This window comes from Streptomyces sp. NPDC001292 (assembly GCF_042896465.1).
Lineage (GTDB): Bacteria > Actinomycetota > Actinomycetes > Streptomycetales > Streptomycetaceae > Streptomyces.
Genome location: NZ_JBIAXG010000003.1, coordinates 316,472 through 339,348 on the forward strand (window position 1 = coordinate 316,472; position 22,877 = coordinate 339,348).

20 protein-coding genes are annotated in these 22,877 nt (G+C 72.3%); 18 read left to right on the forward strand and 2 right to left on the reverse strand.

Annotation, left to right across the window (positions count from 1 at the left end):
* Positions 1–26: 26 nt before the first annotated feature.
* Positions 27–593 carry an elongation factor P gene (efp, locus tag ACFY4A_RS06370; RefSeq protein WP_390828232.1) on the forward strand — a complete coding sequence of 189 codons (567 nt, stop codon included), beginning with the start codon at positions 27–29 and terminating at the stop codon, positions 591–593.
* Positions 594–595: 2 nt separating this feature from the next.
* A complete protein-coding gene (gene nusB, locus ACFY4A_RS06375; RefSeq protein WP_390828233.1) occupies positions 596–1,030 on the forward strand; it encodes a transcription antitermination factor NusB in 435 nt (144 codons plus the stop codon).
* A gap of 444 nt (positions 1,031–1,474) precedes the next feature.
* Here nusB and bldD read toward each other — a convergent pair whose 3' ends face one another.
* Positions 1,475–1,978, reverse strand: a complete 504-nt coding sequence (gene bldD, locus ACFY4A_RS06380) for a transcriptional regulator BldD (protein ID WP_004990661.1) — start codon at positions 1,976–1,978, stop codon at positions 1,475–1,477.
* A gap of 254 nt (positions 1,979–2,232) precedes the next feature.
* Here bldD and pyrR point away from each other — a divergent pair, with 254 nt between their 5' ends.
* The 14 genes from pyrR (at position 2,233) to ACFY4A_RS06450 (ending at position 18,953) form a co-directional block, all read left to right on the forward strand.
* Positions 2,233–2,817, forward strand: a complete 585-nt coding sequence (pyrR, locus tag ACFY4A_RS06385; protein WP_390828234.1) for a bifunctional pyr operon transcriptional regulator/uracil phosphoribosyltransferase PyrR — start codon at positions 2,233–2,235, stop codon at positions 2,815–2,817.
* Between the two features lie 101 nt (positions 2,818–2,918).
* Positions 2,919–3,896, forward strand: coding sequence for an aspartate carbamoyltransferase catalytic subunit (locus tag ACFY4A_RS06390; RefSeq protein ID WP_390828235.1), 978 nt, complete (start codon positions 2,919–2,921; stop codon positions 3,894–3,896).
* A gap of 5 nt (positions 3,897–3,901) precedes the next feature.
* On the forward strand, positions 3,902–5,188 hold the full coding sequence (locus tag ACFY4A_RS06395; protein WP_390828236.1) for a dihydroorotase: 1,287 nt from the start codon (positions 3,902–3,904) through the stop codon (positions 5,186–5,188).
* Complete coding sequence (locus ACFY4A_RS06400; RefSeq protein WP_390828237.1) at positions 5,185–5,778, forward strand: hypothetical protein; 594 nt, start codon at positions 5,185–5,187, stop codon at positions 5,776–5,778. Before ACFY4A_RS06395 ends, ACFY4A_RS06400 begins: the two co-directional genes overlap by 4 nt.
* Entirely contained in the window at positions 5,775–6,917 is a 1,143-nt protein-coding gene (gene carA / locus ACFY4A_RS06405; protein WP_390828238.1) for a glutamine-hydrolyzing carbamoyl-phosphate synthase small subunit, read from the forward strand. Before ACFY4A_RS06400 ends, carA begins: the two co-directional genes overlap by 4 nt.
* Positions 6,910–10,218, forward strand: a complete 3,309-nt coding sequence (gene carB / locus ACFY4A_RS06410; protein ID WP_390828239.1) for a carbamoyl-phosphate synthase large subunit — start codon at positions 6,910–6,912, stop codon at positions 10,216–10,218. The genes carA and carB overlap by 8 nt, the downstream gene beginning before the upstream one ends.
* Before the next feature lie 93 nt (positions 10,219–10,311).
* Positions 10,312–11,427 (forward strand): quinone-dependent dihydroorotate dehydrogenase, encoded by a 1,116-nt coding sequence (locus ACFY4A_RS06415; RefSeq protein WP_390828240.1) that lies wholly within the window; start codon positions 10,312–10,314, stop codon positions 11,425–11,427.
* Positions 11,424–12,269: an orotidine-5'-phosphate decarboxylase gene (gene pyrF / locus ACFY4A_RS06420; RefSeq protein WP_390828241.1), complete on the forward strand. Its 846-nt coding sequence runs from the start codon at positions 11,424–11,426 to the stop codon at positions 12,267–12,269. Before ACFY4A_RS06415 ends, pyrF begins: the two co-directional genes overlap by 4 nt.
* A 288-nt stretch (positions 12,270–12,557) precedes the next feature.
* A complete protein-coding gene (locus ACFY4A_RS06425; RefSeq protein ID WP_003977346.1) occupies positions 12,558–12,881 on the forward strand; it encodes an integration host factor in 324 nt (107 codons plus the stop codon).
* 58 nt (positions 12,882–12,939) lie between these two features.
* Entirely contained in the window at positions 12,940–13,533 is a 594-nt protein-coding gene (gene gmk / locus ACFY4A_RS06430) for a guanylate kinase (RefSeq protein ID WP_390828242.1), read from the forward strand.
* Between the two features lie 62 nt (positions 13,534–13,595).
* Positions 13,596–13,868, forward strand: a complete 273-nt coding sequence (rpoZ, locus tag ACFY4A_RS06435; RefSeq protein WP_004933985.1) for a DNA-directed RNA polymerase subunit omega — start codon at positions 13,596–13,598, stop codon at positions 13,866–13,868.
* A 160-nt stretch (positions 13,869–14,028) separates the two neighbouring features.
* The gene (gene coaBC / locus ACFY4A_RS06440) at positions 14,029–15,231 is read left to right on the forward strand and encodes a bifunctional phosphopantothenoylcysteine decarboxylase/phosphopantothenate--cysteine ligase CoaBC (RefSeq protein ID WP_390828243.1); all 1,203 of its coding nucleotides are present in this window, start codon (positions 14,029–14,031) and stop codon (positions 15,229–15,231) included.
* A gap of 237 nt (positions 15,232–15,468) precedes the next feature.
* Positions 15,469–16,692, forward strand: coding sequence for a methionine adenosyltransferase (metK, locus tag ACFY4A_RS06445; RefSeq protein WP_390828244.1), 1,224 nt, complete (start codon positions 15,469–15,471; stop codon positions 16,690–16,692).
* Between the two features lie 113 nt (positions 16,693–16,805).
* Positions 16,806–18,953 carry a primosomal protein N' gene (locus ACFY4A_RS06450; RefSeq protein WP_390828245.1) on the forward strand — a complete coding sequence of 716 codons (2,148 nt, stop codon included), beginning with the start codon at positions 16,806–16,808 and terminating at the stop codon, positions 18,951–18,953.
* A gap of 581 nt (positions 18,954–19,534) precedes the next feature.
* On the opposite strand, the gene ACFY4A_RS06455 is transcribed toward ACFY4A_RS06450, so the two are convergent.
* Complete coding sequence (locus ACFY4A_RS06455; RefSeq protein ID WP_390828246.1) at positions 19,535–20,068, reverse strand: hypothetical protein; 534 nt, start codon at positions 20,066–20,068, stop codon at positions 19,535–19,537.
* A gap of 302 nt (positions 20,069–20,370) precedes the next feature.
* Between ACFY4A_RS06455 and fmt the strand changes: the two genes are divergently transcribed.
* Together fmt and ACFY4A_RS06465 are read left to right on the forward strand one after the other, a co-directional pair.
* Positions 20,371–21,303 (forward strand): methionyl-tRNA formyltransferase, encoded by a 933-nt coding sequence (gene fmt / locus ACFY4A_RS06460; protein ID WP_390828247.1) that lies wholly within the window; start codon positions 20,371–20,373, stop codon positions 21,301–21,303.
* Between the two features lie 82 nt (positions 21,304–21,385).
* Positions 21,386–22,801: an RsmB/NOP family class I SAM-dependent RNA methyltransferase gene (locus ACFY4A_RS06465; protein ID WP_390828248.1), complete on the forward strand. Its 1,416-nt coding sequence runs from the start codon at positions 21,386–21,388 to the stop codon at positions 22,799–22,801.
* Positions 22,802–22,877 lie beyond the last annotated feature (76 nt).

The following is a 22,877-nucleotide window of genomic DNA, read 5'->3' on the forward strand; positions in this document are numbered from 1 at the left end:
ACGTCAGTCCAGGAGATTCCGCAACCGTGGCTTCCACGAACGACCTCAAGAACGGCATGGTGCTCAAGCTCGAAGGCGGCCAGCTCTGGTCCGTCGTCGAGTTCCAGCACGTCAAGCCCGGCAAGGGCCCGGCCTTCGTGCGCACCAAGCTCAAGAACGTGCTCTCCGGGAAGACCGTCGACAAGACGTTCAACGCCGGCGTCAAGGTCGAAACGGCCACCGTCGACAAGCGTGACATGCAGTTCTCCTACATGGACGGCGACTACTTCGTCTTCATGGACATGGAGACCTACGACCAGCTGCACATCGACCGCAAGGTCGTCGGCGACACCGCCAACTTCCTGGTCGAGGGCTTCGAGGCCACCGTCGCCCAGCACGAGGGCGAGGTGCTCTTCGTCGAGCTGCCCGCCGCCGTCGAGCTGACCATCGCCGAGACCGAGCCGGGCGTCCAGGGCGACCGCTCCACCGGTGGCACCAAGCCCGCCACCCTGGAGACCGGCCACCAGATCCAGGTCCCGCTCTTCATCACCACCGGTGAGAAGATCAAGGTCGACACCCGTACGAGCGACTACCTCGGCCGGGTGAACAGCTAACCGTGGCTGCCCGCAACACGGCCCGCAAGCGTGCCTTCCAGATCCTCTTCGAGGGCGACCAGCGAGGCGCCGACGTCCTGACGGTCCTCGCCGACTGGATCCGGCTCTCCCGGACCGACACCCGGCAGCCACCGGTGAGCGAGTACACGATGCAGCTCGTCGAGGGCTACGCGAAGCACGCGACCCGGATCGACGAGCTGATCGCGCAGTACGCGGTCGGCTGGACGCTGGACCGCATGCCGGTCGTCGACCGCAACATCCTGCGGCTCGGCGCGTACGAGCTGATCTGGGTCGACGAGACCCCGGACGCCGTCGTGCTGGACGAGATGGTGCAGCTGGCGAAGGAGTTCTCCACGGACGAGTCGCCCTCGTTCGTCAACGGCCTGCTGGGCCGTCTCAAGGAGCTCAAGCCCTCGCTCCGCCGCGACCAGGTGTGAGAGGGGCCGGCCGCACAGCCGGCGCCGGTACAGACTCGCAGGGGCCCGCAGCACGACTGCTGCGGGCCCCTCGGCGTATGTGTGCGCGGCCCGTCCGTGCTTGTGCGCACACCTGCCCCGCCAGGTCCGTGCCGGGTCGTGTCCCGCCTCGTGGTGTAGGCGACCTTGCTCGACGCGTTCCGGTAAGCCGCGCGCCGGCCATGCCGCGGGGACACGCCTTACGCACCGCGCCCGGCTGACCTGCTGTCAGCGCCACGGGCGACCCGGAGCCGCATCGACGTGGCGGTGACCTGCGCGTTCCGGGCAGTTGATCGGCTACACCACCTGGCGGGACTGCCGTCCCGTGCCGCCCCCTCCAGGTCCGCGCCAAACGCCGCCGGGGTGGCCGGAACCAAAGGATTCCAGCCACCCCGGCGGTACGTTTCTGCTGGGTCTGCGGAGCGGTCAGCTCTCCTCGTGGGACGCCACGGCGCGGCGCGCGTCCGCGTCCAGCACGCCCCAGCTGATCAGCTGCTCGGTGAGGACCGAGGGCGACTGGTCGTAGATGACGGCGAGTGTGCGCAGGTCGTCCTGGCGGATGGAGAGCACCTTGCCGTTGTAGTCACCGCGCTGCGACTGGATCGTCGCCGCGTACCGCTGGAGCGGGCCCGCCTTCTCGGCCGGCACCGTGGCCAGCCGCTCCAGGTCGAGGACCAGCTTCGGCGGGGGCTCGGCGGCGCCGCCCGGAGTGGTGCCCGGCAGCAGCTCCTGCACGGGGACCCCGTAGAAATCCGCCAGTTCGGCGAGGCGCTGCACGGTCACGGCACGGTCGCCGCGCTCGTACGAACCGACCACGACCGCCTTCCAGCGTCCCTGGCTCTTCTCCTCGACACCGTGGAGGGAAAGGCCCTGCTGGGTGCGGATCGCCCGGAGCTTGGCCCCGAGCTGTTTGGCGTATTCGCTGGACATATGGCTCCCCGGACACTGTGTCGACGCGACTGGCTCGAGTGCCACGCCGCGCGGCTGGTAACTCACTGTGAGGTTACGCAGCGTTACTCTGCCGCGTCAAGCCGAATGGTCCGCAGCGCCGCTTCCGTGGTAACCGCGTCCGGTTGCGCCAAGGGGGTGATCGGGGAGGTCTCCGGCACCTGGTAGCGTGTATGGCGCAATTCCGACGTCCTTTAAGGTCCGTCCCGTGAGGCGGAGAAGGAGGTCCGTTTCTTATGGACTCGCACGCGAACGCGCAAGCGTCCGATGCCCGGCCCGTTCTCGAGGGCCCCGACATCGCGCGGGTGCTGACCCGCATCGCCCACGAGATCGTCGAGCGCGCCAAGGGCGCCGACGACGTGGTGCTCCTCGGCATTCCGACCCGGGGCGTCTTCCTCGCCCAGCGGCTCGCCGCCAAACTCGAGCAGATCACCGAGCGCAAGGTGCCCTGCGGCTCGCTCGACATCACCATGTACCGCGACGACCTGCGCATGCAGCCCCCGCGTGCGCTGGCCCGCACCGAGATTCCCGGTGACGGCATCGACGGCCGCCTGGTCGTCCTCGTCGACGACGTGCTCTTCTCCGGCCGCACCATCCGCGCCGCCCTCGACGCCCTGAACGACATCGGGCGCCCGCGCGCGGTGCAGCTCGCCGTCCTCGTCGACCGCGGCCACCGCGAACTCCCGATCCGCGCCGACTACGTCGGCAAGAACCTCCCCACGTCGCTGCGGGAGACGGTCAAGGTCCTGCTCGCCGAGGAGGACGGTCGCGACACCGTGCTGCTCGGTGCCAAGCCGGCAGCCCAGGGCGACCAGCCGTAACACGCGCGCGTACGCACCGCCGTACGCCCCGTGCGTGTGCCCTCGCACGCGCCCGTCTGCCCCAATTTCTCCCGAATGAACCGCATTACGGAGCCTGACAGATGCAGCGTCATCTCATCTCGGCCGCCGACCTCACCCGCGACGACGCCGTCCTGATCCTCGACACCGCCGAGGAGATGGCCCGGGTCGCCGACCGGCCGATCAAGAAGCTGCCGACCCTGCGCGGCCGCACCGTCGTCAACCTCTTCTTCGAGGACTCCACCCGCACCCGGATCTCCTTCGAGGCCGCGGAGAAGCGGCTGTCCGCGGACGTCATCAACTTCACCGCCAAGGGATCGTCGGTGTCCAAGGGCGAGTCCCTGAAGGACACCGCCCAGACCCTGGAGGCCATGGGCGTCGACGCCGTGGTCATCCGGCACGGCGCCTCCGGGGCCCCGTACCGGCTGGCCAACTCCGGCTGGATCGACGCCGCCGTCATCAACGCCGGGGACGGCACCCACCAGCACCCCACCCAGGCCCTGCTCGACGCCTTCACCTTGCGCCGCCGGCTCGTCGGCAGGGACGTGGGCCTCGGTCAGGACCTGTCCGGCCGGCGCGTCACCGTCGTCGGCGACGTGCTGCACAGCCGGGTGGCCCGGTCCAACGTCGACCTGCTGCACACCCTCGGCGCCGACGTCACCCTGGTCGCCCCGCCGACCCTGCTGCCGGTCGGCGTCGAGTCCTGGCCCTGCGAGGTCTCCTACGACCTCGACGCCACGCTGCCCAAGTCCGACGCGGTGATGATGCTCCGCGTGCAGCGCGAGCGGATGAACGCCGCCTTCTTCCCGACCGAGCGCGAGTACTCGCGGCGCTACGGCCTGGACGGCGAGCGGATGGCCAGGATGCCCGAGCACGCCATCGTGATGCACCCCGGCCCGATGGTCCGCGGCATGGAGATCACCGCCGAGGTCGCCGACTCCGACCGCTGCACCGCCGTCGAGCAGGTCGCCAACGGCGTCTCCATCCGCATGGCCGTGCTGTACCTGCTGCTCGGCGGCATGGAACCCGCCTCCCAAGCCCGCACCACCGAGGAGAAGTAACAGACATGAGCAAGATCCTGATCCGTGGTGCCAAGGTGCTCGGCGGCGCGCCGCAGGACGTCCTGATCGACGGCGAGGTCGTCGAGGCGGTCGGCACCGGGCTGTCCGCCGAGGGCGCCGAGATCGTCGAGGCCGACGGCAAGGTGCTGCTGCCGGGCCTGGTCGACCTGCACACCCACCTGCGCGAACCGGGCCGCGAGGACTCCGAGACCGTCCTGACCGGCACCCGGGCGGCCGCCTCCGGCGGCTACACCGCCGTGTTCGCCATGGCCAACACCTTCCCCGTGGCCGACACCGCCGGCGTCGTCGAGCAGGTCTGGCGGCTGGGCCGGGAGCACGGCTACTGCGACGTGCAGCCCATCGGCGCCGTCACGGTCGGCCTGGAGGGGAAGAAGCTCGCCGAACTCGGCGCCATGCACGAGTCGGCCGCCGGGGTCACCGTCTTCTCCGACGACGGCAAGTGCGTCGACGACGCGGTGATCATGCGCCGGGCGCTGGAGTACGTGAAGGCCTTCGGCGGCGTCGTCGCCCAGCACGCCCAGGAGCCGCGGCTGACCGAGGGCGCCCAGATGAACGAGGGCGTCGTCTCCGCCGAGCTGGGCCTGGGCGGCTGGCCGGCCGTCGCCGAGGAGTCGGTCATCGCCCGCGACGTCCTGCTCGCCGAGCACGTCGGCTCCCGCGTCCACATCTGCCACCTGTCGACCGCGGGCAGCGTCGAGATCGTCCGCTGGGCCAAGTCCCGCGGCATCCATGTCACCGCCGAGGTCACCCCGCACCACCTGCTCCTCACCGACGAGCTGGTGCGCACCTACAACCCGGTCTACAAGGTCAACCCGCCGCTGCGCACCGAGCGCGACGTGCACGCCCTGCGCGAGGCGCTCGCCGACGGCACGATCGATATCGTCGCCACCGACCACGCCCCGCACCCGCACGAGGACAAGGACTGCGAGTGGGCCGCGGCCGCCATGGGCATGGTCGGCCTGGAGACCGCCCTGTCGGTGGTCCAGGAGACCATGGTCGACACCGGCCTGCTGGACTGGGCGGGCGTCGCGGACCGCATGTCCTTCACGCCGGCCCGGATCGGGCGGGCCACCGGCCACGGCCGCCCCGTCTCGGCAGGTGAGCCCGCCAACCTCACGCTGGTCGACACGGCATACCGTGGGCAGGTGGACCCCGCGGGCTTCGCCTCGCGCAGCCGGAACACCCCCTACGAGGGACGTGAGCTGCCGGGCCGTGTCACCCACACGTGGCTCCGGGGCAAGGCCACGCTCGTCGACGGGAAGCTCACGTGACACCTGCATCTCTGCTCGCAGCCGGGCTCGCGACCGAAGTCGCCGCGGAAGGGAAGTCGGCCGCGGTCACCGACTGGGCCGCCCGCATCGGCTGGCTGATCGGCCTCTTCCTCTTCATCGCCCTCGTCTACTGGCTGATGCGCGAGGGCTGGAAGTGGCGCGCCACCCTTCAGGGCGACCTGCCCAAGCTGCCGAGCGCGCCCAAGGAACCCGGCGCGGCGAAACTGACGATGACCGGCCGCTACCACGGCTCCACCACGGCCGGACAGTGGCTGGACCGCATCGTGGCACGCGGCCTGGGCACCCGCAGCCGGGCCGAGCTGGCCCTGACCGACGCGGGCCTGGACGTGGTGCGCCCCGGGGCGAACGACTTCTTCGTCCCGGCCGTGCGGCTGCGCGGGGCCCGGCTCGACAAGGGCATCGCCGGCAAGGTGCTCACCGAGGGCGGGCTGCTCGTCGTGACCTGGGCGCACGGGGAGCGGTTGATCGACTCCGGGTTCCGCTCCGACCGGGCGGCCGAGCACACCGAGTGGGTCAAGGCCCTCAACTCCATGATCGAGAAGAACAGCACGGAAGGCGTCGAACGATGACCACCTCCACCAGGGGAACCTCGAGGGTTCCCGCCGTACTCGTCCTGGAGGACGGCCGGATCTTCCGCGGCCGTGCCTACGGGGCCGTGGGGGAGACGTTCGGCGAGGCCGTGTTCTCCACCGGCATGACCGGCTACCAGGAGACCCTCACCGACCCGTCGTACCACCGCCAGGTCGTCGTCATGACCGCCCCGCACGTCGGCAACACCGGCGTCAACGACGAGGACCCCGAGTCGAAGCGGATCTGGGTCTCCGGCTACGTCGTGCGCGACCCCGCGCGCCGGCCCTCCAACTGGCGTGCCCGGCGCACCCTGGACGAGGAGCTCGCCGCGCAGGGCGTCGTCGGCATCAGCGGCATCGACACCCGCGCCCTCACCCGTCATCTGCGCGAGCGCGGCGCCATGCGCGTCGGCGTCTTCAGCGGCCCGGCCGTCCAGGACGACGCGACGTTGCTGGCCCGGGTCCTGGAGTCGCCCCGGATGGAGGGTGCGGACCTGTCCGCGGAGGTGGCCACCGAGGAGGCGTACGTGGTCCCCGCGATCGGCGGCAAGAAGTTCACCGTCGCCGCGGTCGACCTCGGCATCAAGGGCATGACCCCGCACCGCATGGCCGAGCGCGGCATCGAGGTGCACGTGCTGCCCGCCACGGCCACCGTCGAGGACGTGTACGCGGTCGAACCCGACGGCGTGTTCTTCTCCAACGGCCCCGGCGACCCGGCCACCGCCGACCACGCCGTCTCCGTCATGCGGGGCGTCCTGGAGCGCGGTACGCCGCTGTTCGGCATCTGCTTCGGCAACCAGATCCTCGGCCGCGCGCTGGGCTTCGGCACCTACAAGCTGAAGTACGGCCACCGCGGCATCAACCAGCCGGTGCAGGACCGTACGACCGGCAAGGTCGAGGTCACCGCGCACAACCACGGCTTCGCCGTCGACGCCCCCACCGACCGGGTCTCCGACACCCCCTTCGGCCGTGTCGAGGTCTCCCACGTCTGCCTCAATGACAACGTGGTGGAAGGCCTCCAGCTGCTCGACAAGCCGGCCTTCAGCGTCCAGTACCACCCCGAAGCGGCCGCGGGACCCCACGACGCCGCCTACCTGTTCGACCGCTTCGTCTCCCTGATGGAGGGCCAGCGTGCCTAAGCGCACCGATATCCAGTCCGTCCTGGTCATCGGCTCCGGCCCGATCGTCATCGGCCAGGCCGCCGAGTTCGACTACTCCGGCACCCAGGCGTGCCGCGTCCTGAAGGCCGAGGGTCTCCGGGTCGTCCTCGTCAACTCCAACCCGGCGACGATCATGACCGACCCGGAGATCGCCGACGCCACCTACGTCGAGCCGATCACCCCGGACTTCGTCGAGAAGATCATCGCCAAGGAGCGCCCCGACGCCCTGCTGCCCACCCTGGGCGGCCAGACCGCGCTCAACACCGCCATCTCGCTGCACGAGAACGGCGTCCTGGAGAAGTACGGCGTCGAGCTGATCGGCGCCAACGTCGAGGCCATCCACAAGGGCGAGGACCGCGACCAGTTCAAGGCGGTCGTGGAGGCCGTCCGGCGAAAGACCGGGCACGGCGAGTCCGCCCGCTCCGTGATCTGCCACACCATGGACGAGGTCCTGGCCGGCGTCGACGAGCTCGGTGGCTACCCGGTCGTGGTCCGCCCCTCCTTCACCATGGGCGGCGCCGGCTCCGGCTTCGCCCACGACGAGGACGAGCTGCGCCGCATCGCGGGCACCGGCCTCGCGCTCTCCCCGACCACCGAGGTGCTCCTGGAGGAGTCCATCCTCGGCTGGAAGGAGTACGAGCTGGAGCTGATGCGCGACAAGCACGACAACGTCGTGGTCGTCTGCTCCATCGAGAACTTCGACCCGATGGGCGTGCACACCGGCGACTCCATCACCGTCGCCCCGGCGATGACGCTCACCGACCGCGAGTACCAGATCCTGCGGGACATCGGCATCGCCGTCATCCGCGAGGTCGGCGTCGACACCGGCGGCTGCAACATCCAGTTCGCGGTGAACCCCGAGGACGGCCGGGTCATCGTCATCGAGATGAACCCGCGCGTGTCGCGGTCCTCCGCGCTCGCCTCCAAGGCGACCGGCTTCCCCATCGCCAAGATCGCCGCCAAGCTCGCCGTCGGCTACACCCTCGACGAGATCCCCAACGACATCACGCAGGAGACCCCGGCCTCCTTCGAGCCGACCCTCGACTACGTGGTCGTCAAGGCGCCCCGGTTCGCCTTCGAGAAGTTCCCGCAGGCCGACTCCACGCTGACCACCACCATGAAGTCGGTCGGCGAGGCCATGGCCATCGGCCGCAACTTCACCGAGGCCCTCCAGAAGGCGCTGCGCTCGCTGGAGAAGAAGGGCAGCCGGTTCACGTTCGTCGGTGACCCCGGCGACAGGCACGAACGGCTGCGCGAGTCCGTCCGCCCGACCGACGGCCGGATCAACGCGGTGATGCAGGCCATCCGCGCGGGTGCCACGCCCGAGGAGGTCTTCGACGCCACGAAGATCGACCCGTGGTTCGTCGACCAGCTGTTCCTGATCAAGGAGATCGCCGACGAACTGGCCGAGGCGCCCGAGCTGACCGCCGGACTGCTCGCCGAGGCCAAGCGGCACGGCTTCTCCGACCAGCAGATCGGCGAGATCCGGGGCCTGCGCGAGGACGTGGTCCGCGAGGTGCGGCACGCCCTCGGCATCCGCCCGGTCTACAAGACGGTCGACACCTGCGCCGCCGAGTTCGCGGCGAAGACGCCGTACTTCTACTCCTCCTACGACGAGGAGAGCGAGGTCGCGCCGCGCGAGAAGCCCGCGGTCATCATCCTGGGCTCCGGCCCCAACCGCATCGGCCAGGGCATCGAGTTCGACTACTCCTGCGTGCACGCCTCCTTCGCGCTGCACGACGCCGGGTACGAGACCGTGATGGTCAACTGCAACCCGGAGACCGTCTCCACCGACTACGACACCTCCGACCGGCTGTACTTCGAGCCGCTGACCCTGGAGGACGTCCTGGAGATCGTCCACGCGGAGCGGCAGGCCGGCCCGATCGCCGGTGTCGTCGTCCAGCTCGGCGGCCAGACCCCGCTGGGCTTGGCGCAGGCACTGAAGGACAACGGCGTGCCGATCGTCGGCACCCCGCCCGAGGCGATCCACGCGGCCGAGGACCGGGGCGCCTTCGGCCAGGTGCTGGCCGAGGCGGGCCTGCCGGCCCCCAAGCACGGCACCGCCACCACGTTCGCCCAGGCCAAGACCATCGCCGACGAGATCGGCTACCCGGTCCTGGTCCGCCCCTCCTACGTCCTGGGCGGCCGCGGCATGGAGATCGTGTACGACGAGGCGCGCCTGCAGGCGTACATCGCCGAGTCGACCGAGATCAGCCCCTCCCGCCCGGTGCTCGTCGACCGGTTCCTCGACGACGCCATAGAGATCGACGTCGACGCCCTCCACGACGGCGAGGAGCTGTACCTCGGCGGTGTCATGGAGCACATCGAGGAGGCCGGCATCCACTCCGGCGACTCGGCGTGCGCGCTGCCGCCGATCACGCTCGGCGGGTACGACATCAAGCGGCTGCGGGCCTCCACCGAGGCCATCGCGCGCGGTGTCGGGGTGCGCGGTCTGATCAACATCCAGTTCGCGCTGTCCGGCGACATCCTCTACGTCCTCGAGGCCAACCCGCGCGCCTCCCGTACGGTCCCCTTCACCTCCAAGGCGACCGCAGTACCGCTCGCCAAGGCCGCCGCCCGGATCTCGCTGGGCGCGACCATCGCCGAGCTGCGCGAGGAGGGGCTGCTGCCGAAGAACGGCGACGGCGGCTCGCTGCCGCTGGACGCGCCGATCTCCGTCAAGGAGGCCGTGCTGCCCTGGAGCCGCTTCCGGGACACCTCCGGACGCGGCGTGGACACCGTCCTCGGCCCCGAGATGCGCTCCACCGGCGAGGTCATGGGCATCGACTCCGTCTTCGGCACCGCGTACGCCAAGTCGCAGGCCGGGGCCTACGGTCCGCTGCCGACCAAGGGCCGCGCCTTCATCTCGGTCGCCAACCGGGACAAGCGGTCGATGATCTTCCCGGCCCGTGAGCTGGTCGCCCACGGCTTCGAACTGCTCGCCACCTCCGGCACGGCCGAGGTGCTCAAGCGCAACGGCATCAACGCCACCGTCGTGCGCAAGCAGTCCCAGGGCACCGGACCGAACGGCGAGCGGACCATCGTCCAGCTCATCCACGACGGCGAGGTCGACCTCATCGTCAACACCCCGTACGGCACCGGCGGCCGCCTGGACGGCTACGAGATCCGTACCGCGGCCGTGGCGCGCTCCGTGCCGTGCCTGACGACGGTCCAGGCGCTGGCCGCGGCGGTCCAGGGCATCGACGCCCTGCACCGCGGTGACGTGGGTGTCCGCTCCCTCCAGGAACACGCGGGATTCCTGACCGCGAGCCGCGACTAGCGGACCCGAGGGGGACACCGGAAACGGTGTCCCCCTCTTCACGAGGACCCAGGGGGACCCTTGAGGGCCCCGAGGACACCCGAGGACTCAGTGATGTACAAGCTTTTCTTCCGTCTGTTCTTCCAGCGGATGGACCCGGAACAGGCACACCACCTGGCCTTCCGCTGGATCCGGCTCGCCGCCCGCGTCCCGGTGCTGCGCACGTTCGCCGCCGCCGTGCTCGCCCCCCGCCACAAGGAGCTGCGCACCGAGGCCCTCGGGCTGCGGATGCACGGCCCCTTCGGGCTCGCCGCAGGCTTCGACAAGAACGCCGTGGCGATCGACGGGATGTCGATGCTCGGCTTCGACCACGTCGAGATCGGCACGGTCACGGGGGAGCCCCAGCCCGGCAACCCGAAGAAGCGGCTGTTCCGGCTGGTCGCGGACCGCGCCCTGATCAACCGCATGGGCTTCAACAACGAGGGCTCGCTCGCCGTCGCCGCGCGCCTGGCCTCGCGCACGCCCGTGTTCAGGACCGTCGTGGGTGTCAACATCGGCAAGACCAAGGTCGTCCCGGAGGAGGAGGCCGTCGGCGACTACGTGAAGTCCGCCGAGCGGCTGGCCCCGTACGCCGACTACCTGGTCGTCAACGTCTCCTCGCCGAACACCCCCGGTCTGCGCGACCTCCAGGCCACCGAGGCGCTGCGCCCGCTCCTTGCCGCCGTGCGCGAGGCCGCCGACCGGGTCGTGCCGGGGCGCAGGGTGCCGCTGCTGGTGAAGATCGCGCCGGACCTCGCCGGCGAGGACGTCGACGCCGTCGCCGACCTCGCCGTGGAGCTCGGCCTGGACGGGATCATCGCCACCAACACCACCATCGCGCGCGAGGGACTCGGTCTGACGTCCGCGCCCTCGCTGGTGAAGGAGACCGGCGGGCTCTCGGGCGCGCCGCTGAAGGCGCGCTCCCTGGAGGTGCTGCGCCGCCTCTACGCGCGCGTGGGCGACCGCATCACCCTGGTGGGCGTCGGCGGCATCGAGAACGCCGAGGACGCCTGGCAGCGCATCCTGGCCGGCGCCACCCTGGTCCAGGGCTACAGCGCCTTCGTCTACCAGGGGCCCTTCTGGAGCCGCGCGATCCACAAGGGGCTCGCCGCACGCCTGCGGACCAGCCCGTACGCCACCCTCGCCGACGCGGTCGGCGCCGACGTAAGGAAGGCAAGGGAGACGGCATGAGCCCGATGGAACCCTTCGGCGCGCGTCTGCGCCGTGCCATGGACGAGCGCGGCCCGCTGTGCGTCGGCATCGACCCGCACGCCTCGCTGCTCGCCGAGTGGGGCCTGAACGACGACGTGGCCGGTCTGGAGCGGTTCAGCCGCACCGTGGTGGAGGCGCTGGCCGACCGGGTGGCCGCCCTGAAGCCGCAGAGCGCCTTCTACGAGCGTTTCGGCTCGCGCGGCCTCGCCGTCCTGGAGAAGTCGGTCGAGGAGGCCCGGGCGGCCGGGGCGCTGGTCGTCATGGACGCCAAGCGCGGCGACATCGGCTCCACCATGGCCGCCTACGCCGAGTCGTTCCTGCGCAAGGACGCGCCGCTGTTCTCGGACGCGCTCACCGTCTCGCCGTACCTCGGCTACGGGTCCCTGAGGCCCGCGGTCGACCTGGCGCGGGAGAGCGGCGCGGGCCTGTTCGTGCTGGCGCTGACCTCCAACCCGGAGGGCGCCGAGGTCCAGCACGCCGTGCGGCCCGACGGCCGCACCGTCGCCGCGACCGTGCTCGCGCACCTCGCCGAGGAGAACGCGGGGCAGGCCCCGCTCGGCTCCTTCGGCGCGGTGGTGGGGGCCACGCTGGGCGACCTGTCGCCGTACGACCTGGACATGGGCGGGCCGCTGCTCGCGCCGGGGATCGGGGCGCAGGGAGCGACGCCGGCCGATCTTCCCCGGGTGTTCGGCTCCGCTGTGCGCAACGTGGTCCCGAGCGTCAGCCGGGGTGTTCTGCGTCACGGTCCCGAGGTGGCGGCGCTGCGCGGCGCCGCTCAGCGCTTCGCGGGGGAGATCAGGACCGCGGTGACCGGCGGCTGAGTGCCCGGACGGGTGGCCAGGGGTCCGCCTGAGGCTGGATACATCCTCAAATCCGGGGCATTATGTCCTAAATGCCCGGCCTGGCGGAGGCTGACCAGGACTTTTCCGCTGTTCTCGCTGACTCCGGCGGACGGGACCGCTAGTCTCCGTCGAGTGGGGGCGCCTCCCACGCCCTCAAGGTAGTGGGGGAGAACGGGCAAGCGTGTTGCTCGTAGCTCCCCAGGTGTGGGGCGACTAGGTTCCTCACCGGTCCGTATCCGACAGTTCGACATCCGAGGTGACGTAGGCGTGGCTCTTCCGCCCCTAACCCCTGAACAGCGCGCAGCCGCGCTCGAAAAGGCCGCCGCGGCTCGCCGGGAGCGGGCCGAGGTCAAGAATCGACTCAAGCACTCCGGCGCCTCCCTGCACGAGGTCATCAAGCAGGGCCAGGAAAACGACGTCATCGGCAAGATGAAGGTGTCCGCCCTTCTTGAGTCCCTGCCGGGCGTGGGCAAGGTCCGCGCCAAGCAGATCATGGAGCGGCTCGGCATCTCCGAGAGCCGTCGCGTGCGCGGCCTCGGGTCCAACCAGATCGCCTCCCTGGAGCGCGAGTTCGGCAGCACCGGCTCCTGAATCCGGGGGCTCCGGGCAGAAGTCCCGGGCACTGCGCGATTGCTGGAATAATCGCCGCATGGCTGTAACACCCCGGGGCGCGACCCCCGTACCCCCGGACGCACGTCCGCGGCTGACCGTGCTCTCCGGCCCCTCCGGGGTCGGCAAGAGCACGGTCGTCGCCCATATGCGCAAGGAGCACCCCGAGGTCTGGCTGTCGGTGTCGGCGACGACCCGCAAGCCCCGCCCCGGTGAGCAGCACGGCGTTCATTACTTCTTCGTCACCGACGAGGAGATGGACAAGATGATCGCCAATGGCGAGTTGCTGGAATGGGCCGAGTTCGCGGGCAACCGCTACGGCACGCCGCGTGCCGCCGTGCTGGGGCACCTGGAGGCGGGCGTGCCGGTCCTGCTGGAGATCGACCTCCAGGGCGCCCGGCAGGTCCGCGAGTCCATGCCCGAGGGCCGGCTGGTGTTCCTGGCTCCTCCCTCCTGGGAGGAGCTCGTGCGCAGGCTCACCGGGCGGGGGACCGAGCCGCCCGAGGTGATCGAACGGCGGCTGGAGGCGGCGAAGGTCGAACTCGCGGCCGAGCCGGAGTTCGACGAGACCCTGGTCAACACCTCCGTCGAGGACGTGGCGCGCGAGCTGCTAGCCTTGATGGACGTTGTGTGATCGTGACAGTGACCGTGACGGTCGCACCGACTGATTCTTTCCCATCCATCGGAAGGTAGAGCGTGTCCTCTTCCATCTCCGCGCCCGAGGGCATCATCAACCCGCCGATCGACGAGCTCCTCGAGGCCACCGACTCGAAGTACAGCCTCGTGATCTACGCGGCCAAGCGGGCCCGCCAGATCAACGCGTACTACTCGCAGCTCGGCGAGGGCCTCCTCGAGTACGTCGGTCCCCTCGTCGACACCCACGTCCACGAGAAGCCGCTCTCCATCGCCCTGCGCGAGATCAACGCGGGCCTGCTGACGTCCGAAGCCGTCGAGGGCCCGGGGCAGTAAGCCCCCTCGGTTCTTCATAGCCGTTTCTCCACGGGCCCGGCAGCCGCGCTGCCGGGCCCGTGGTCTGCTCGGGGTGCGGGGGCCGCCCGCGCGATGATGCAGCATGGAACGCGTACGCCGACGAGCCGCGGCGTACCTGTGTCGAGTGCGGGGAGGCCCGGTGAGCAAGCCCAAGGTCGTTCTGGGGGTCGGTGGCGGCATCGCCGCCTACAAGGCGTGCGAGCTGCTGCGCAGGCTGACCGAATCCGGTCACGACGTGCGTGTGGTGCCGACCGCCTCGGCGCTGCACTTCGTCGGCGCCGCGACCTGGTCCGCCCTGTCGGGCCACCCCGTCTCCACCGAGGTCTGGGACGACGTCCACGAGGTCCCGCACGTGCGCATCGGGCAGCAGGCCGACCTGGTGGTCGTCGCCCCCGCCACCGCCGACATGCTGGCCAGGGCCGCCCACGGCCTCGCCGACGACCTGCTGACCAACACCCTGCTCACCGCCCGCTGCCCGGTGGTCTTCGCCCCCGCGATGCACACCGAGATGTGGGAGCACCCGGCCACCCAGGACAACGTGGCGACGCTGCGCCGCCGCGGCGCCGTCGTCATCGAACCGGCGGTCGGCCGGCTGACCGGCGTCGACACCGGAAAGGGCCGGCTGCCCGACCCGGTGGAGATCTTCGAGGTCTGCCGCCGTGTGCTCGCCCGGGGTGCGACCGAGCCCGACCTCGCCGGGCGGCACGTCGTCGTCAGCGCCGGCGGCACCCGCGAGCCCCTCGACCCCGTCCGCTTCCTCGGCAACCGCTCCTCCGGCAAGCAGGGCTACGCCCTCGCGCGGACGGCGGCGGCCCGCGGGGCCCGGGTCACGCTCGTGGCCGCCAACACCGTCCTGCCGGATCCGGCGGGCGTGGACGTCGTCCGGGTCGGCACGGCCGTGCAGCTGCGGGAGGCGGTGCTGAAGGCCGCCGCGGACGCCGACGCGGTGGTCATGGCCGCCGCGGTCGCCGACTTCCGCCCCGCGACCTACGCGGCCGGCAAGATCAAGAAGAAGGACGGCGCAGACCCCGAGCCCATCGCGCTGGTGCGCAATCCGGACATCCTCGCGGAGATATCAGCCGAACGGGCGCGGCCCGGACAGGTGATCGTGGGCTTCGCCGCGGAAACGGACGACGTCCTCGCCAACGGGCGCAAGAAACTCGCGCGCAAGGGCTGCGACCTGCTCGTGGTCAACGAGGTGGGGGAGCGCAGGACCTTCGGCGCGGAGGACAACGAGGCCGTGGTGCTGGCCGCCGACGGCGGCGAGACCCCCGTGCCGCACGGTCCGAAGGAGGCCCTGGCCGACACCGTGTGGGACCTGGTGGGCGCCCGGCTGGGCTGAGCGCCCCTGCACCGTAGGGCCCCCTCGAACGTCGAAGCCCGGCGCGTGGCGACTCTGGCCAAGGTCGCCGGGCTTGGGCAGAATGCCCGTGCCGCAGGTCACAGCGCTCCCGAGAGGCGAGACGGGTGGGCCGGCGGCCGAGCGCGACCGATAAACTGTTCTCGGACGACGCCGGGCGCAGCCCCGTGCCCGTCCGCCAATGATCAGCCAGCAGCCGCTGCAACCCCAGGGAGCGTTGTGTCCCGTCGCCTGTTCACCTCGGAGTCCGTGACCGAGGGTCACCCCGACAAGATCGCTGACCAGATCAGCGACACCATTCTCGACGCGCTTCTGCGCGAGGACCCGACCTCCCGGGTCGCGGTGGAGACACTGATCACCACCGGCCTGGTGCACGTGGCCGGCGAGGTCACGACCAAGACCTACGCGGACATCGCGACCCTGGTCCGCGACAAGATCCTCGAGATCGGCTACGACTCCTCCAAGAAGGGCTTCGACGGCGCCTCCTGCGGCGTGTCCGTCTCGATCGGCGCGCAGTCCCCGGACATCGCACAGGGCGTGGACACGGCGTACGAGTCCCGGGTCGAGGGTGTAGCCGCGGGCGACGACTTCGACGAGCTGGACCGGCAGGGCGCGGGCGACCAGGGTCTGATGTTCGGCTACGCCTCCGACGAGACCCCGACGCTGATGCCGCTGCCGATCTTCCTGGCGCACCGGCTGTCCAAGCGCCTGTCGGACGTGCGCAAGAACGGCACGATCCCCTACCTGCGCCCGGACGGCAAGACGCAGGTCACCATCGAGTACGACGGCGACAAGGCGGTCCGTCTGGACACCGTGGTCGTCTCCTCGCAGCACGCCTCCGACATCGACCTGGACTCGCTGCTGGCGCCCGACATCCGCGAGTTCGTCGTAGAGCCGGAGCTGAAGGCGCTGTTGGACGACGGCATCAAGCTGGACACCGAGGGCTACCGGCTGCTGGTCAACCCCACCGGCCGGTTCGAGATCGGCGGCCCGATGGGCGACGCGGGACTGACCGGCCGCAAGATCATCATCGACACCTACGGCGGCATGGCCCGCCACGGCGGCGGCGCCTTCTCCGGCAAGGACCCGTCCAAGGTGGACCGCTCGGCCGCGTACGCGATGCGCTGGGTCGCGAAGAACGTGGTGGCGGCGGGCCTGGCCTCCCGCTGCGAGGTCCAGGTCGCCTACGCGATCGGCAAGGCCGAGCCGGTGGGCCTGTTCGTGGAGACCTTCGGCACCCACAAGGTGGAGCCCGAGAAGATCGAGAAGGCGATCGACGACGTCTTCGACCTGCGTCCGGCCGCCATCATCCGCGACCTCGACCTGCTCCGCCCGATCTACGCCCAGACCGCCGCCTACGGCCACTTCGGCCGCGAGCTGCCCGACTTCACCTGGGAGCGCACGGACCGCGTGGACGCGCTGCGCGAGGCGGCGGGGCTGTAGGACCGGGGCTGTAGAACCCCGGCTGCCGCGAGACCTGAGCGAGGCCCGGACCCCAGGAGGGTCCGGGCCTCGCTCGCCGTCGGTTGTCGGTCCCGTTTGGTAAGAATGCAAGCGTGAGCAGCGAGAACGGGACGGGGGACGGCGGGGCCGCGGGGGCGCCGCCGGAGCAGCTTGCGCTCATCCGGGAGAGCGTGCGCAAGGCGAAGGAGCCGCGGGCCAAGCCGCGCACCTGGCGAGGTGCCGCGCTCGCCGGGGAACTGCCCGTGGCGCGCGTACTGGTCGACAAGGGCGCCCTGCACCTCGACCGGTACTTCGACTACGCCGTGCCCGCCGAACTGGACGCCGACGCGCGGCCCGGGGTGCGGGTGCGCGTGCGGTTCGGAGCCGGACGGCACCGGGTGCGCGAGGGACGGCGCGAGGGCGGCGGCCTCATCGACGGGTACCTGATCGAGCGCCGGGCCGAGTCCGACTACTCGGGGCCGCTGGCCGCGCTCGCCCAGGTGGTGTCGCCCGAGCCCGTGCTCAGCGAGGAACTGCTCGGCCTGGCGCGGGCCGTCGCCGACCGGTACGCGGGCAGCGTCGCCGACGTCCTGCAACTCGCCGTGCCGCCGCGCAGGGCGCGGGCCGAGGAACGGCCCTCACCCGCACCGCTGCCGCCGCCGTCCGCGCCCGACGCGGGCTCCTGGGCCCGATACGAGCGGGGGGCCGCGTTCGTGCAGGCCCTGGCCGCCGGCGGGTCGCCGCGTGCGGTGTGGAACGCGCTGCCCGGGCCCGAATGGAGCGAGGAACTGGCCCGCGTCGTCGTCGCCGCGCTCGCCTCGGGGCGCGGTGCGCTCGTCGTCGTACCGGACGGGCGGGCCGCCGCCCGGGTCGACGCCGCGCTGACGGCCCTCCTCGGCGAGGGGCGGCACGCGCTGCTCACCGCCGACGCTGGGCCGGAGAAGCGGTACCGGCAGTGGCTCGCCGTGCGCCGGGGCTCCGTGCGGGCCGTCGTCGGCACCCGGGCCGCCATGTTCGCGCCGGTGCGGGATCTCGGGCTGGTCGCGCTGTGGGACGACGGGGACGACAGCCACAGCGAGCAGCACGCGCCGCAGCCGCATGCCCGCGAGGTGCTGCTGCTGCGCGCCGCGCAGGACAAGTGCGGTTTCCTGCTGGGTGGTTGGAGCTGCACGGTGGAGGCGGCACAGCTTGTCGAGAGCGGCTGGGCCCGGCCGCTCGTCGCCGGGAGGGAACAGGTGCGGCGAGCGGCTCCGCTCGTGCGTACGGTGGGCGACGCCGATCTCGCACGGGACGAGGCCGCGCGGGCGGCACGGCTGCCCTCGCTCGCCTGGCAGGCGGCCAGGGAGGGACTGCGGCACGGGCCCGTGCTGGTGCAGGTGCCCCGCCGGGGGTACGTACCGCGGATGGCCTGCGCGCACTGCCGGGCGCCCGCGCGGTGCCGGCACTGCTCGGGACCCCTCCAGCAGCAGGACGCGGGAGCGCTCGGCTGTGGCTGGTGCGGGCGGGAGGAGTCCGCCTGGCACTGCCCCGAGTGCGGCTCGTTCCGGCTGCGGGCCCAGGTCGTCGGGGCCCGGCGGACCGCCGAGGAACTGGGCCGGGCGTTCCCGTCCGTGCCGGTGCGGACCTCGGGGCGCGAGCACGTGCTGGACACGGTGCCGGGGACACCCTCGCTGGTGGTGAGCACCCCGGGCGCGGAGCCGGTCGCCGAGGGCGGGTACGCGGCGGCCCTGCTCCTGGACGGCTGGGCCATGCTCGGGCGGCCCGATCTGCGCGCGGGCGAGGACGCGCTGCGGCGCTGGATCGCGGCGGCCGCGCTCGTCCGGCCGCAGCCGGCGGGCGGCACCGTGGTCGTCGTCGCCGAACCGACCCTGCGGCCCGTGCAGGCGCTGGTGCGCTGGGACCCCGTCGGTCACGCCCTGCGGGAGCTGTCCGAACGTGCCGAACTCGGTTTCCCGCCGGTGTCCCGCATGGCGGCCGTGTCGGGCCCGGCGGAGGCAGTGGCGGACTTCCTCCCCACCGTCGAACTGCCATGCGAGGCCGAGGTGTTGGGCCCTGTCCCGCTGCCGGTCACGCGTCCGGGCCGCCCTCGCCGCTCCGGCGCGCCCCCACCCGGTGAACACTGGACGCGGGCACTGATCCGCGTTCCGCCAGGCAGCGGAGCCGCCTTGGCCTCCGCCCTGAAGTCCGCCCAGGCGGCCCGCCTGGCCCGCGGAACCCACGACCCGGTCTGGATACGCGTCGACCCACCGGACATCGGCTGACTCGGCAACGCCCGCGTGGTGAAGGGGCCGGGAATTCCCGCCTCCTGTACTGCCGCTCGCTGAAGGTCCGCGTCTCGGCCGGGCTGTGAGTGTGCGGGCGGCCGAGTCTTCGTGCGCCGATGCCGCGTTCCCCGCGCCCGGGCTCCCGCCACCCGTGGGGCGGCCGCGCGGTGGAGGGTCGGCAACTCGTGCCCCCTGAACCGCCGCTCGCCGAAGGCCCGCGCGCCCCGGCCGGGCCGTGGGTGCGCAGGAGCCCCAGTCTCCGTGAGGCGCGGGCGAGTTGGTGCCCTGCGGTGGACGGATCGCCGGTCAGGTCATTAGGCGGTTGGGTCTGCGCGGGGCCGCTGCCCTGGGGTGCGCCCCGAGGGCTCGATGTGGTGGCCGAGGCCGTACGGCGTCGTACCGGCACGGGCTCCGTCGGGGTGCCCGGCCGCCGTCGGGCCGGAGCGGGCGGGCCACCATGGTGCCCGGCCGCGCCGGGACCGTGTGAGGTGTGGCCGACAGGTGCCGTCGTTGCCCGGCCGGCGGCGGTGTCAGGACCCTCCCGGGTGCCCGCCGGGAGGGGACACGGGAAGGGGACGTCAGCCGTTGCGGGGGCCGGGGAAGGCGGTGGGGCGGGGCTCGTCGCGGAGGACCGGGCTGCCGGCCGTCGGCTGGGTCGGCATGGAGCGGGCCGCGGGGACCGTGGGGATGCCGGTGCCGACATTGACCGTACGGGTGCCCGTCGGCTCCGGGGCCCGCTCGGCCTCGGCGGCCGCCTGGGCCGCTGCGCGGCGGGCGCCGTAGCGCCGGTGGACCGCCTGCTTGGTGACGCCGAGGGCCGAGCCGACGGCGTCCCACGAGAAGCCGAGCGAGCGGTCGAAGTCCACGGCGGCCGTGACCAGGGTCTCGACACTGTCCCGCAGCTCCTGTGCGAGACGGACGGTCGGGGCGGGGGCACGCCCGTAGACGACGAAGCCCGTGGAGGGGCCGGAGCGGCGCGGGCGGTAGACGTTGCCCAGCTGGGCGGTGAGCGTGCGCAGCGCGTCCACCTGCCGGCGGACCCGCTCGATGTCCCGCACCAGCAAGTGCAGGCTGGCCCGGGCCTGGGCGTCGTGGGTTGCGTGGTCGGCCATGAACAAGCCTCTCGAACCGGCGTTGAAAGGAATCGGGCCGAGCAGCCGGCCCGCTGTGGTCAACTCTTTCTTGACCAACGCGCTTGCGCTCCACGGGTCACGGTGTGGGGGCGTAGGCACACATATGTACGCCCCCGTGCGCCGGACGCGCGCTGCGCGGCCGGCCGACGGTCCTCACCTCTCGTCGTCTGCCGCCCGGCCCGTCGCCCGCCGTCCCGCCTGTCCGCCACGGCTTTCCGCCCATGGTCATAGACTGGTGCGCTGCCCGCCGTCCATCCCGCCCGAGAGGCCCAAGTCACCCCATGAAGCTCGTCTTCGCCGGTACCCCCGAGGTCGCCGTTCCCGCTCTGGACGCACTGCTCGCCTCCGGGCGGCACGAGGTGGCCGCCGTCGTCACCCGGCCCGACGCGCCGGCCGGGCGCGGGCGCAGGCTGGTCGCGAGCCCGGTCGCCGAACGGGCGGAGGAGGCCGGCATCGAGGTCCTCAAGCCGCTCAAGCCGCAGGACCCGGAGTTCCTGGAGCGGCTGAGGGAGATCGCCCCGGACTGCTGCCCGGTCGTCGCCTACGGCGCTCTGCTGCCCAGGGTGGCCCTCGACATCCCCGCCCACGGCTGGGTCAACCTGCACTTCTCCCTGCTGCCCGCCTGGCGCGGCGCCGCCCCCGCGCAGCACGCCCTCATGGCCGGGGACGAGATCACCGGCGCGTCCACCTTCCTCATCGAGGAAGGACTCGACTCCGGCCCGGTCTACGGCACCGTCACCGAGGAGATCCGGCCCACCGACACCAGCGGCGACCTGCTCACCCGGCTCGCCCTCGCCGGGGCCGGACTGCTCGCCGCGACCATGGACGGCATCGAGGACGGCACCCTCAAGGCCGTGCCGCAGCCGGCCGAGGGCGTCACCCTCGCCCCCAAGATCACCGTCGAGGACGCCCGGGTCGACTGGACGGCCCCCGCCCTGCGCGTGGACCGCGTGGTTCGCGGCTGCACACCGGCGCCCGGCGCCTGGACCACGTTCCGCGGTGAGCGGCTCAAGCTGATCCAGGCCGCCCCGGCGCCGCAGCGCACCGACCTCGCCCCGGGCGCGCTCGCCGTCGGCAAGAACAATGTCCACGTCGGCACCGGTTCGTACGCCGTCGACCTGCTGTGGGTGCAGGCGCAGGGCAAGAAGCCGATGCGGGCGGCGGACTGGGCGCGCGGGGCGCGCATCGCCGAGGGCGAGACGTTCGGCGGCTGACCGGGCGGCCCGGACCGGGACGTAGGCTGGGTGCACAGCGCGTCCGAGCGCGGCGCACCCAGAAAACCGGAGCACCTTTTTCGTGAGCGACACCCGTCGGCCCCGCAGGCCCGCCAAGCCCTACCGCCGACCCCAGAAGGACCCCGTCCGCATCCTCGCCTTCGAGGCGCTGCGCGCCGTGGACGAGCGGGACGCCTACGCCAACCTCGTCCTGCCGCCGCTGCTGCGCAAGGCACGCGAGAAGGGCGACTTCGACGGCCGGGACGCCGCGCTGGCCACCGAGCTGGTGTACGGCACGCTGCGCCGCCAGGGGACGTACGACGCGATCCTCGCGGCCTGCGTCGACCGTCCGCTCCGGGAGGTCGACCCGCCCGTCCTGGACGTGCTGTCCCTCGGCGCCCACCAGCTGCTCGGGACGCGCATCCCGAGCCACGCCGCCGTGTCCGCCACCGTCGAGCTTGCCCGGGTCGTCCTCGGCGACGGGCGGGCCAAGTTCGTCAACGCCGTGCTGCGCAAGGTCGCACAGAACGACCTCGACGGATGGCTGGAGAAGGTCGCCCCGCCCTACGACGAGGACCCCGAGGACCACCTCGCCGTCGTCCACTCCCACCCCCGCTGGGTCGTCTCCGCCCTGTGGGACTCCCTCGGCGGCCAACGCGCCGGGATCGAGGACCTGCTGGAGGCCGACAACGAGCGGCCGGAGGTGACCCTGGTCGCCCGGCCCGGACGGGCCACCGCCGAGGAGCTGCTGCGCGAGGAGGCCGCGGTGCCGGGCCGCTGGTCGCCGTACGCCGTGCGGCTCACCGAGGGCGGCGAACCGGGCGCCGTGGACGCCGTACGGGAGGGCCGGGCCGGCGTCCAGGACGAGGGCAGCCAGCTCGTCGCGCTCGCCCTGGCGAACGCGCCCCTCGACGGCCCCGACGGGAAGTGGCTCGACGGATGCGCGGGCCCCGGCGGCAAGGCGGCCCTGCTGGCCGCGCTCGCCGCCGAGCGCGGAGCCGTCCTGCTGGCCTCCGAGAAGCAGCCCCACCGGGCCGGGCTGGTGGCGAAGGCGCTGGCCGGCAACCCCGGTCCGTACCAGGTGATCGCCGCCGACGGCACGCGCCCCGCCTGGCGGCCGGGCAGCTTCGACCGCGTCCTCGTCGACGTCCCCTGCACCGGGCTGGGCGCCCTGCGCAGGCGCCCCGAGGCGCGGTGGCGGCGCCGTCCGGAGGACCTGGACGGCTTCGCCCCGCTCCAGCGCGGCCTGCTGCGCACGGCACTGGAGTCGGTGCGCGTCGGCGGCGTGGTCGGCTACGCGACCTGCTCGCCCCACCTCGCCGAGACCCGCGCCGTGGTCGCCGACGTGCTCAAGCAGTTCCCCGGAGCCGACCCGATCGACGCCCGCCCGCTGCTGCCGGGCGTCCCGGCTCTCGGCGACGGCCCCGACGTACAGCTGTGGCCGCACCTGCACGGAACCGACGCGATGTACCTGGCCCTGATCCGCCGCACCGCCTGACCGGCCCCTTCTCAGCCCTCCCGGACTTCAGCCGGGTACCGGGGCGAACCGGCGGGCGCGGGCATGGCACGCTTGG

What these genes read in the sequence shown, in the direction of transcription:
- ACFY4A_RS06390 (WP_390828235.1), top strand. Translation starts at nt 2,919, where the DNA reads ATGCAGCGTCATCTCATCTCGGCCGCCGACCTCACCCGCGACGACGCC.
- ACFY4A_RS06415 (WP_390828240.1), top strand. Translation starts at nt 10,312, where the DNA reads ATGTACAAGCTTTTCTTCCGTCTGTTCTTCCAGCGGATGGACCCGGAA.
- ACFY4A_RS06455 (WP_390828246.1), bottom strand. Translation starts at nt 20,068, where the DNA reads ATGGCCGACCACGCAACCCACGACGCCCAGGCCCGGGCCAGCCTGCAC.
- pyrR (WP_390828234.1), top strand. Translation starts at nt 2,233, where the DNA reads ATGGACTCGCACGCGAACGCGCAAGCGTCCGATGCCCGGCCCGTTCTC.
- bldD (WP_004990661.1), bottom strand. Translation starts at nt 1,978, where the DNA reads ATGTCCAGCGAATACGCCAAACAGCTCGGGGCCAAGCTCCGGGCGATC.
- pyrF (WP_390828241.1), top strand. Translation starts at nt 11,424, where the DNA reads ATGAGCCCGATGGAACCCTTCGGCGCGCGTCTGCGCCGTGCCATGGAC.
- fmt (WP_390828247.1), top strand. Translation starts at nt 20,371, where the DNA reads ATGAAGCTCGTCTTCGCCGGTACCCCCGAGGTCGCCGTTCCCGCTCTG.
- gmk (WP_390828242.1), top strand. Translation starts at nt 12,940, where the DNA reads ATGGCTGTAACACCCCGGGGCGCGACCCCCGTACCCCCGGACGCACGT.
- ACFY4A_RS06395 (WP_390828236.1), top strand. Translation starts at nt 3,902, where the DNA reads ATGAGCAAGATCCTGATCCGTGGTGCCAAGGTGCTCGGCGGCGCGCCG.
- carA (WP_390828238.1), top strand. Translation starts at nt 5,775, where the DNA reads ATGACCACCTCCACCAGGGGAACCTCGAGGGTTCCCGCCGTACTCGTC.